Genomic DNA, 10,389 nt, shown 5'->3' on the forward strand with positions numbered 1-10,389 from the left:
GTGTACTCCGTGCTTGGGCCCGCGTCAGGAATCGTTGCCGTCGAGGCTGTCGAGGTCGAGCGCCATGTCGATGAGGTGCTGGACGTCCATCTCGTCGATGGACTCCGCCTCGTCCTCGACGCGGCTGGGATCGGAAGTGGCTGCTTGTGGATCGGCCAGCCGGAGCAGCGTGTCCAACAGCCCCGCCTCCCGGATCCGGCCCATCGGGATGGTGGCCAGGGTGCGGCGCAGCTCGGCGTCCTGCGGATCGGTGTCCACATGGGCCTGGGCGTTGCCGGGGCCGTGGCCCGGTCCGTCCGGGATCAGCTCGGTCAGCAGATGCTCGGCGAGCGCGGCCGGTGTCGGGTAGTCGTAGACCAGGCTCGCGGGGAGCCTCAGGCCGGTGGTCGCGCCGAGCCGGGTGCGCAGTTCGACCGCGGTGAGCGAGTCGAAGCCCAGCTCGCTGAAGGCGCGTCCGGCCTCGACCTCGTCGGCTGAGGCATGGCCGAGGGCGCTGGCCACATGGGTGCGGACCACCTCCAGCACCGCGTCCTTACGGTCGGCCACGGCCAGTTGGGCCAGCCGCTCGCGCAGCGCGGAGGCGCCGTCGGCCGCCGCCGGGTCCGCCGATTCGCCCTCGCCGCCGCCCCGCAAGGCCTTGGCGACCTGCGGCAGATCGTCGATCAGCGGGCGGGGGCGGGCGGCGGTGAAGGCCGGGGCGAACCGCTTCCAGTCGACATCGGCCACCGTCACGGCGGTCTCCTCGCGGGAGAGCACCCGCTGGAAGGCGACCATGTTCAGCTCCGGTGCCATCGGCGGCAGTCCACGGCGGCGCAACTGCTCCTCCGCGTCGCCCTCGGCGGCCATACCGCCCTCCGCCCACGGGCCCCAGGCCACGGAGGTGGCGGCGAGACCGCGCGCCCGGCGCTGTTCGGCCAGCGCGTCGAGGAAGGCGTTTCCGGCCGCGTACGCCCCCTGGCCACCGCTGCCCCACACCCCGGCGATCGAGGAGAAGAGCACGAAGGCGTCCAGCTCGGCGTCCTCGCCGAAGAGGGCGTCGAGGTGGACCGCCCCGGTCGTCTTGGCCGCCACGATCCCGGCGAACTCGGGGAGTTCGGTGCCGGTGCCGGGCTCCTGCGAGATCCCGGCCGAGTGCACCACGGCACGTACCGGGGTGCCGCCCACGGCCAGCTTCTCCACGAGCGCGGCGAGCGCGTCGCGGTCGGCCACATCGCATGCCTCGACGGTCACGGCGGTGTCGGTGCCGGAGAGTTCGGCCACGATCTCGGCCGCGCCGGGCGCGTCGGGGCCCCGGCGGCTGAGCAGTACCAGCCGCTCCGCGCCGTTGTGGGCCAGCCAGCGGGCGACATGCCGCCCCAGGGCGCCGGTGCCACCGGTCACCAGCACGGTGCCGCGCGGCGTCCAGGGTTCGGCGGCGGCGGTGGCCGCGTCGCGCGGGGCCGGGACGAGGCGGCGTACGAAGACCCCGGTGGCGCGGATCGCCACCTGGTCCTCGTCGTCGGCCCCGGCGAGCACCGCCGCGAGCCGGTCCAGCGCCCGCTCGTCCACGGTCTCCGGCAGGTCGACCAGACCGCCCCAGCGCTCGGGCTGCTCCAGGGCGACGACCCGGCCGTAGCCCCAGATCTGGGCCTGGATGGCGCTCTCCAGCCGGTCGGCGCCGCCGGTCGCGACCGCGCCCCGGGTGGCGCACCACAGCCGCGCCGGTGCCTCCTCGCCCCGCAGGGCGAGCGCCTCGGGCCGCGCCAGCGCCTCGGCCAGCGCACCGGTCAGCGCGAGGCCGACCGGCACCGCCGGATGCGCCGGGTGCGGCCGCTCGTCCAGCGCCAGCAGGGACAGCACTCCGGCCACCGGGCCGTCGGCCGACGCCTGGGCGAGGCGGTCGGCCACGGCCGCTGGGTCGGTGTCCGCGGCGTCCAGTTCGACGCGGACGACCCGCACCCCGCGCCGCGTCAGGTCGTCGGCCACCGCGGTGATCCGCGGGTCGTCGGCGTGGTGCGCGGGGACGACGGTCAGCCAGGTGCCGGCCGGGGCCGGAGAGCCCGACGGGTCCTGCGGACGCGGCTTCCACACCACGTTGTAGAGGTGTCCATCGGCGGCGGATCGCTCGCGCTGGGCGCGGCGCCACGTCGACAGGGCGGGCAGCACCGCGCTGAGCGGCTGGTCGCCCTCGACCCGCAGCTCGGTGGCGAGCGACTCCCAGTCCTCGCGCTCCACGGCCTCCCAGAACCGCGCGTCCACCGCGTCCACGGCGGCCTCGGCCGAGGTCCCGGCCTCCAGGGCGAACTCCGGCCAGTAGCGGCGGCGCTGGAACGCGTACGTCGGCAGGTCGACGCGGTGGGCGCCGGTCCCGGCGAAGTACCCGCCCCAGTCCACCTGGGCGCCCCGGACATACGCCTGGGCGAGCGCGGTGGTGACGGTCTCGGCCTCGGGGCGGTCCTTGCGCAGCGCGGCGGTGAAGCCCGCCACGTCGGCGTCGGTGACGCACTCCTGGGCCATGGCGGTCAGAACGCCGTCGGGGCCCAGCTCGACGTAGGTGGTGACGCCCTGGGCTTCCAACGCCCGTACGCCGTCGAGGAAGCGGACGGCCTCGCGGACGTGGCGCACCCAGAAGTCGGGGCTGGTGATCTCCTCTGCGGAGACCAGCTCGCCCGTCAGGTTGGACACGAGCGGAATGCGCGGGGCCTCGTACGACAGCCCCTGCGCCACCTCACGGAACGCGTCCAACATGCCGTCCATACGCGGCGAGTGGAACGCGTGGCTGACCGTGAGCCGCTTGGTCTTACGACCCTGTGCCTCGAACGAGGCCGCAATCTCCAGCGCCGCGTCCTCGTCACCCGCGATGACCACCGACGTCGGCCCGTTCAGCGCGGCGATCGAGACGCGCTCGGTGAGCAGCGGTGTCACCTCGTCCTCCGACGCCTGGATGGCGATCATCGCGCCACCGGCGGGCAGCTCCTGCATCAGCCGGCCCCGCGCGGCCACCAGCGTGCACGCGTCCGCGAGGGACAGCACACCGGCCACATGGACGGCAGCCAGCTCACCGATCGAGTGACCGGACAGGAAGTCCGCCTTCAGACCCCACGCCTCCACCAGCCGGAACAGCGCCACCTCGACCGCGAACAACGCAGGCTGAGTGAAACCGGTCTGGTCCAACGCCTCGGCATCGTCGCCGAAGAGCACATCCCGCAGGGGTCGTTCGAGGTGCGCGTCCAGCTCCGCACACACCGCGTCCAGCGCCTCCGCGAACACCGGGTAGGCGTCGTACAGCTCACGCCCCATCCCCAGCCGCTGGCTGCCCTGCCCGGTGAAGAGGAAGGCCAGCTTGCCGCCGGTCACCGAGCCCTCGACGAGCCCTGTCGCGCCGCTCCCGTCGGCCAGTGCCGCGAGCTGCTCGCCGAGAAGGCCGCCGTCCCGGCCGAGCGCCACGGCCCGGTGTTCCAGGGCGGCGCGGGAGGTGGCCAGGGAATAGGCGAGGTCGAGCGGGCGCGGCCCGTCGGCTTCGCCGTACCCGTGCAGGGAGGCGTCCACGAAGGTGTCCGCGAAGTCGTCCACGGCGGTCCGCAGCCGCGCCGCCTGGGCCCGTAGCGCGTCCTCGGTACGGCCCGAGACCGGCCAGGCGAGGACGGGCAGGGACCGCTCCGGAGCGGGCGCGGAGACCGCGTCCATGGCCGGGGCCTGCTCGATGATCGCGTGCGAGTTGGTGCCGCTGAAGCCGAACGAGGACACACCCGCGCGGCGCGGGCGGCCGGTCTCCGGCCAGGGCCGGGCCTCGGTCAGCAGCTCGATGTCACCCGCGGTCCAGTCCACATGCGGGGTCGGCTCGCTGACGTGCAGGGTCCGCGGCAGCACACCGTGCCGCATCGCCATGACCATCTTCATGATGCCGGCGGCGCCCGCCACGGCCTGGGTGTGGCCGATGTTGGACTTCACCGAGCCCAGCCACAGCGGCCGGTCCTCCGGCCGGTCCTGGCCGTAGGTGGCGAGCAGCGCCTGCGCCTCGATCGGGTCGCCCAGCGTCGTACCGGTGCCGTGGGCCTCCACGACGTCGATGTCCGTAGGCGCGAGCCCGGCGTTGGCGAGGGCCTGCCGGATGACGCGCTGCTGGGACGGGCCGTTGGGCGCCGTCAGGCCGTTCGACGCGCCGTCCTGGTTGATGGCGGTGGAGCGCAGGACGGCGAGCACCGGATGGCCGTTCTCGCGCGCGTCGGAGAGCCGCTCCACCAGGAAGATGCCCACGCCTTCGGCCCAGTTGGTGCCGTCCGCGTCATCCGAGAACGCCTTGATCCGGCCGTCGGCGGCCAGTCCGCGCTGCCGGCTGAACTCCAGGAAGGCGCCCGGGGTCGACATGACCGTGACGGCTCCGGCCAGCGCGAGCGAGCATTCGCCGTTGCGCAGCGCCTGCGCGGCCAGGTGCAGCGCCACCACCGACGACGAGCAGGCCGTGTCGATGGTGACCGCCGGGCCTTCGAGCCCGAAGGCGTAGGAGAGCCGGCCGGAGGCCACGCTGGAGGAGTTGCCGGTGCCGAGGTGTCCTTCGAGGCCCTGCGGCTCGTTCAGCCACAGCGTCAGATAGTCCTGGTCGTTGGAGCCGATGTAGACACCGGTCCGGCTGCCGCGCAGGGACGCGGGGTCGACCCCGGCCCGCTCGAACGCCTCCCAGGTGGTCTCCAGCAGCAGCCGCTGCTGCGGGTCCATGGCGAGGGCCTCGCGGGGCGAGATGCCGAAGAACGAGGCGTCGAAGTCGGCCACGTCGTGCAGGAAGCCGCCCTCGCGGGTGTAGCTGGTGCCCTCGATGTCGGGGTCGTCGCTGTAGAGGGTGGCGAGGTCCCAGCCGCGGTCGGCGGGGAACGGGGTGATGGCGTCGTCACCGGCGGCCAGGAGCTGCCACAACTCCTCGGGCGACCGCACGCCGCCTGGGAAGCGGCAGCTCATCGCGACGATCGCGATCGGGTCGTCGCGGTCCACCGCGCTGATCACCCGGTCGGGGACGTTTCCGCCGGCCACGTCCCCGACGATCTCCTCGCGCAGATGGCCCGCCAGGCTGGTCGAGGTGGGGTAGTCGAAGACGAGCGTGGGCGGCAGCCGCAGCCCGGTCGCCTCGCGCAGCAGATTGCGCAGTTCGACGGCGGTCAGGGAGTCGAAGCCCAGGTCCTTGAAGGCCCGGCCCTCCTCGACGGCCTGCGGGCCCGCATAGCCGAGGACGGCCGCCACCTGCGTACGGACCAGGTCCAGCAGCAGCCGGTCCTGCTCGGCCGCGCTCAGCCCGGCCAGCCGCCCCGCCAGCGCGGAACCGCCGCCCGCGGCCGTGTCCACCGCGCGGCGCACCGGGACCCGCACCAGCCCGCGCAGCAGCGGCGCGAGCGCGCCCGCCGCGGCCTGGGCGCGCAGCGCCACGGCGTCCACGCGCATCGGGACCGGTACCGCCTCGTCCGTGGTGAGCGCGGCGTCCAGGAGGGCAAGGCCCTCCGCCGGGGAGAGCGGCGGCAGTCCGGCGCGCCGCATCCGGCTGATGTCGGCCTCGTCCAGGCCACCGGCCATACCGGCGCCCGCCCAGGGGCCCCAGGCCAGCGAGACGGCCGGAAGGCCCTCGGTGCGGCGGTGTGCGGCGAGGGCGTCCAGGAAGGCGTTGGCGGCCGCGTAGTTGCCCTGACCGGGGGTGCCGAAGACGCCCGAGGCGGAGGAGAACAGCACGAAGGCCGTCAGATCCAGGTCGCGGGTCAGCTCGTGGAGGTTCCAGGCCGCGTCCACCTTCGGGCGCATGACGTGGTCGACGCGCTCGGGGGTGAGGGAGCCGATCACACCGTCGTCCAGCACACCGGCCGTGTGCACGACGGCGGTCAGCGGATGCTCGGCGGGAACGGTGGCGAGGGTCGCGGCGAGCGCGTCCCGGTCCGCCACATCACACGCCGCCCAGGCCACGTCGGCACCCAACTCGCCCAGCTCAGCCGTGAGTTCGGCCGCACCCGGGGCCTCGCCACCACGGCGGCTCACCAGCAGGAGCTGCCGTACGCCGCGCTCGGCCACCAGATGCCGGGCCACGAGCCCGCCCAGCGAACCGGAGGCGCCGGTGACCAGCACCGTGCCCTCGGAGTCGAAGGTGCCCTCGGAGTCGAAGGTGCCCTCGGTGGCCGCCGTCTCGTCCGCGATCGGCACCCTGGCCAGGCGCGGGATGCGGGCGACGCCCGTACGGACGGTGAGCTGCTCCTCGCCCGCCGCCAGCGCGGCCGGAAGCGCCGCGAGCGACGCGTCCTGGCCGTCGATGTCCAGGAGGACGAAGCGGTCCGGGTTCTCGGCCTGCGCCGTGCGCAGCAGACCCCACACCGCGGACTGCGCCGGATCGCGCACCGGCTCGCCCTCGCCGAGGGTCAAGAACACCAGCCGCGAGGTGGCGAACCGCTCATCGGCCAGCCACGCCTGGGCCAGGCCCAGCGCCTCGGCCGTGGCCCGGCGCACCGCGTCAGGTACCCCCTCGCCGCCCTGCGTGGACGGCGTCACGAACACGTGCTCCGGTACGGCCGCCCCGGACGCCACGGCCTCGCCCAGCGCCGTGAAGTCCGCGTACGCACCGGCACCGGCGGCGGCGAGCCCGAGGGCGTCCGCGCCGAGCACCGCCCACTGGCTGCCGCCGGGCGCGCCGGCGCCCGCTCCGGCCGGGAGTTCGGTCCACTCCACGCGGAACAGCGACTCGTGGTACGCCGCCCGCGCGGCCCGCACCTGCTCCGCCGACACGGCGCGCAGGACCAGCGAGTCCACGGCGGCGACCGGCGCACCGGCCGAGTCCGCGATCTCCAGCCGGACCCCGTCCGTGCCCCGCAGCACCAGCCGCACCCGCAGCGCCGAGGCGCCGCTCGCGTACAGCGACACACCGCTCCAGGCGAACGGCAGCCGCCCGCCCTGGCTCTCGCCGTCGCCCAGGCCGTCCATGCCGAGCGCGTGCAGCGCCGAGTCGAGCAGCGCCGGGTGCAGTCCGTACGCCTGCGCGTCGGAGGCGGCGGACTCGTCCAGCCGCACCTCGGCGAAGAGTTCGTCCCCGCGCCGCCAGGCGGCCGTCAGCCCCTGGAACACCGGGCCGTACCGCAGACCGCCGTCGGCGAGGGCCGCGTACAGCTCCTCGGTACGGGCCGCCTCGGCGCCCTGCGGCGGCCACGCGGTCAGCGCGAACGACGGCCGGGGCGCGCCCGAGGCGAGCACACCGTCGGCGTGCCGCGTCCACGGCTCCTCGGCCGGGGCGTCCTCCGCGCGGGACAGCACGGTCAGGGACCGCCGTCCGGCGCCGTCGGGCGAGCCCACCGTGAGCTGCAGCCGGACGCCACCGCGTGCGGGCAGCACCAGCGGCGCGTGCAGGGTCAGCTCGTCGAGCAGATCGCAGCCGACCTGGTCACCGGCGCGCACGGCAAGCTCCACGAACGCCGTGCCGGGCAGCACCACCGTGTCCCGCACCACATGGTCGGCCAGCCACGGATGCGTATCCACACCCAGCCGACCTGTGAACACCAGCCCATCGGTCTCCGCCAGCGGCACCGCAGCGCCCAGCAGCGGATGCCCGGCCAACTCCAGCCCGATGGAGGCCACATCACCCACGGATGCCGCACCCGGCTCCAGCCAGAACCGCTCATGCTGGAAGGCATACGTCGGCAGATCCACCTGGTCCGCGCCCCGACCGGCGAAGAACCCGGCCCAGTCCACGGCCACACCACGCACATGCGCCCGGGCGACAGCGGTGGTCAGCGCCTCGGCTTCGGGACGGTCCTTGCGCAGCGCGGAGATGAACGCGGCGTCCGACGCGGAGTCGGTCACACACTCCTGCGCCATCGCGGTGAGCACACCGTCCGGACCCAGCTCGACGAACGTGGTGACGCCCTTGGCCTCAAGGGTCCGTACCCCGTCGAGGAAGCGGACGGCCGCGCGGACGTGGCGCACCCAGAAGTCGGCGGTCGTGATCTCCTCGGCGGCCACCACGCCGCCGGTCAGGTTCGACACGATCGGAATCTTCGGAGCCTCATACGTCAGCCCCTGCGCCACCTGCCGGAACGCGTCCAACATGCCGTCCATACGCGGCGAGTGGAACGCGTGGCTGACCGTGAGCCGCTTGGTCTTACGACCCTGCGCCTCGAAGCCCGCCGCAATCGCGACAGCCTCGTCCTCATCGCCCGCGATGACGACCGAAGTGGGCCCGTTCAGCGCGGCGATGCTGACCCGCTCGGTCAGCAGCGGCAGCACCTCGTCCTCCGACGCCTGCACCGCGATCATCGCGCCACCGGCCGGAAGCTCCTGCATCAGACGGCCACGCGCCGCCACCAGCTTCGCCGCATCCGCGAGCGACAACACACCCGCCGCATGCGCGGCGGCCAGCTCGCCGATCGAATGCCCCGACAGATAGTCGGGCTTCAGACCCCACGCCTCAACGAGACGGAACAGCGCCACCTCAACCGCGAACAACGCGGGCTGGGTGAAACCGGTCTGGTCGAGCGCCTCAGCATCGTCCCCGAACAGGACGCCCTTCAACGGCCGCTCAAGATGCCGGTCCAACTCCGAACACACCGCATCGAGCGTCTCGGCGAACACCGGAAACGCCTGGTAGAGCTCACGCCCCAGCCCCAGCCGCTGGCTCCCCTGCCCCGTGAACAGGAACGCCAGCTCACCCTCGCCGACCACGCCCTCGACCAGCCCCGGCGCGGACTCCCCCCGCGCCAGCGCCTCCAGCCCGGACAGCAGCCCGGCGCGGTCCTCGCCCACGACCACCGCGCGGCGCTCCAGCGCCGCCCGGCCGGTGGCCAGCGAGTAGGCCACATCGGCGGTGCCGAGGGCGGGTTCGCGGTCGAGGTGGGAGGCGAGGCGGCGGGCGTTGTCGCGCAGCGCCGCCGCGTTCCCGGCGGACAGGGGCCACGGCAGCACGGCGGCGGTGACCACCGGAGCCGGGGTGGCGTCCTCGTCCGTGGCCGTGGCCGACGGCTCCTCGGCCTCCGGCTCGGGGGCCTGCTCCAGGATGGTGTGGGCGTTGGTGCCGCTCACGCCGAAGGCCGAGACACCGGCCCGGCGCGGCCTGCCGGTCTCGTCCCACGGGCGGGCCTCGGTCAGCAGGGACACCTCGCCCGCCGACCAGTCGACGGTCGGGGACGGCTGGTCGACGTGGAGGGTCTTGGGCAAGATGCCGTGGCGTATCGCCATGACCATCTTGATGACGCCCGCGACACCCGCCGCCGCCTGGGCGTGGCCCAGGTTGGACTTGAGCGAGCCCAGCCACAGCGGCCGGCCTTCGGGCCGCTCCTGGCCGTAGGTGGCCAGCAGCGCCTGCGCCTCGATCGGGTCGCCCAGCGTCGTGCCCGTACCGTGCGCCTCGACGACGTCGATCTCGGCGGCGGACAGCCGGGCGTTCTCCAGGGCCTGGCGGATGACGCGCCGCTGCGACGGGCCGTTCGGCGCCGTCAGACCGTTGGACGCGCCGTCCTGGTTCACCGCGCTGCCGCGCACCACGGCCAGCACCGGGTGACCGTTCTTCCGCGCGTCCGACAGCCGCTCGACCAGCAGCACGCCGACGCCCTCGGCCCAGCCGGTGCCGTCCGCCGAGGCGGCGAAGGACTTGCAGCGGCCGTCGGGGGCGAGGCCGCGCTGGCGGCTGAACTCCACGAAGACGTCCGGGTTGGGCATCACGGTGACGCCGCCGACGAGGGCGAGCGAGCATTCGCGCTGCCGCAGCGCCTGGGCCGCCCAGTGCAGGGCGACCAGCGACGACGAGCACGCCGTGTCGATCGTCGCGGCCGGGCCTTCCAGGCCGAAGGTGTAGGCGATACGGCCGGACAGCACGCTGGTGGCGCCGCCGGTGAGCAGCAGCCCCTCCAGTTCCTCCGGCGCGCCCGAAACGTCCGAGCCATAGCCCATGGCCGAGGCGCCCACGTAAACGCCGGTGCGGCTGCCCTTGACGGAGGTCGGGTCGATTCCCGCGCGTTCGAAAACCTCCCAGGAGGTTTCCAGCAGCAGCCGCTGCTGCGGGTCCATCGCGAGGGCCTCGCGCGGTGAAATGCCGAAGAACGCGGGGTCGAATTCGGCGGCGCCGTCGAGGAATCCGCCGCCGCTGTTGTAGAAGGTGCCCTTGCGGTCGGGGTCCGGATCGGCCAGCCCCTCGATGTCCCAGCCGCGGTCGGCGGGGAATCCGGAAATGGCGTCACCGCCCTCCGCGACCAATTGCCACAGATCCTCGGGCGAACCGACGCCACCGGGGAACCGGCAGCTCATCGCGGTGATCGCGATCGGTTCCTGCGCGTCCGCCTCCACCTCGGTCAGGCGGCGACGGGCCCGGCGCAGCTCAGTGGTCAGCCACTTCAGATTGTCGAGAAGCTTCTCTTCGTTCGCGCTAGCCACGGAAACGTCACCTCCTGAGGTCAGTTGAAT

1 protein-coding gene is annotated in these 10,389 nt (G+C 73.9%); it reads right to left on the reverse strand.

All coding sequences use genetic code 11. The features are described from left to right. Positions 1-24: 24 nt before the first annotated feature. On the reverse strand, positions 25-10,383 hold the full coding sequence (locus STRVI_RS37560; RefSeq protein WP_435532639.1) for a type I polyketide synthase: 10,359 nt from the start codon (positions 10,381-10,383) through the stop codon (positions 25-27). Between the last annotated feature and the right edge of the window lie 6 nt (positions 10,384-10,389).

Origin of the sequence: Streptomyces violaceusniger Tu 4113, from assembly GCF_000147815.2 — a bacterium.
In the GTDB taxonomy this organism is placed as follows: Bacteria; Actinomycetota; Actinomycetes; order Streptomycetales; family Streptomycetaceae; genus Streptomyces; species Streptomyces violaceusniger_A.